The sequence below is a fragment of the Komagataeibacter melomenusus genome (assembly GCF_013155395.1).
Taxonomy (GTDB): domain Bacteria; phylum Pseudomonadota; class Alphaproteobacteria; order Acetobacterales; family Acetobacteraceae; genus Komagataeibacter; species Komagataeibacter melomenusus.
Genome location: NZ_JABJWC010000114.1, coordinates 1 through 565 on the forward strand (window position 1 = coordinate 1; position 565 = coordinate 565).

At 63.0% G+C, this 565-nt stretch carries 1 protein-coding gene; it reads right to left on the bottom strand.

The window, feature by feature from the left end:
- Positions 1-548 (bottom strand): AIR synthase related protein (locus HNW77_RS17295; RefSeq protein WP_241694555.1); only part of this gene is annotated, 548 nt, incomplete at its 3' end.
- Positions 549-565 lie beyond the last annotated feature (17 nt).

Sequence of the window (565 nt, forward strand, 5' to 3'; positions counted from 1 at the left end):
GCATCCCAGAACGGGTGCGGGTCGTGCCAGCGGCCGCGCAGGTCGATGGCGGCGATCAGGACTTCGCCCGGTCGGGCATCGAAACTGGTCAGCAGATGACGGGCACGGCCAAGGATCGCCACCGACAGCGAATTATGGGTGCTGCGCATGTTGGTATGACCGCCGACAACCGGCACGCCATAGGTGCGCGCACCTTCATGCAGACCGGTCAGAATGGACGCGGCCGCCTCGGATGTATCGCTCCACAACGCATCCACCACAGCCACAGGGCGACCGCCCATGGCCGCGATGTCACTGACATTGACCATCACGCCGCAATAGCCGGCAAACCACGGCATGGCGCGCACGAAGCTGTCCTGAAACCCCTCGCTGGCCAGCAGGAGATAGCCATCGCCATCCGGTATGGCAGCACAGTCATCGCCAAGGCGGATACCATCGCTTGTATCCCGACCAAGAATTGCGACGGTTTCGGCAATATCCTGTTTGCCCGCAAGGGCCCGACCGTGTCGAAGCGTGCGCAGCAGTGTCGTCAGTTCGTGTGCCATCATGCCACCTGCCGGTTACG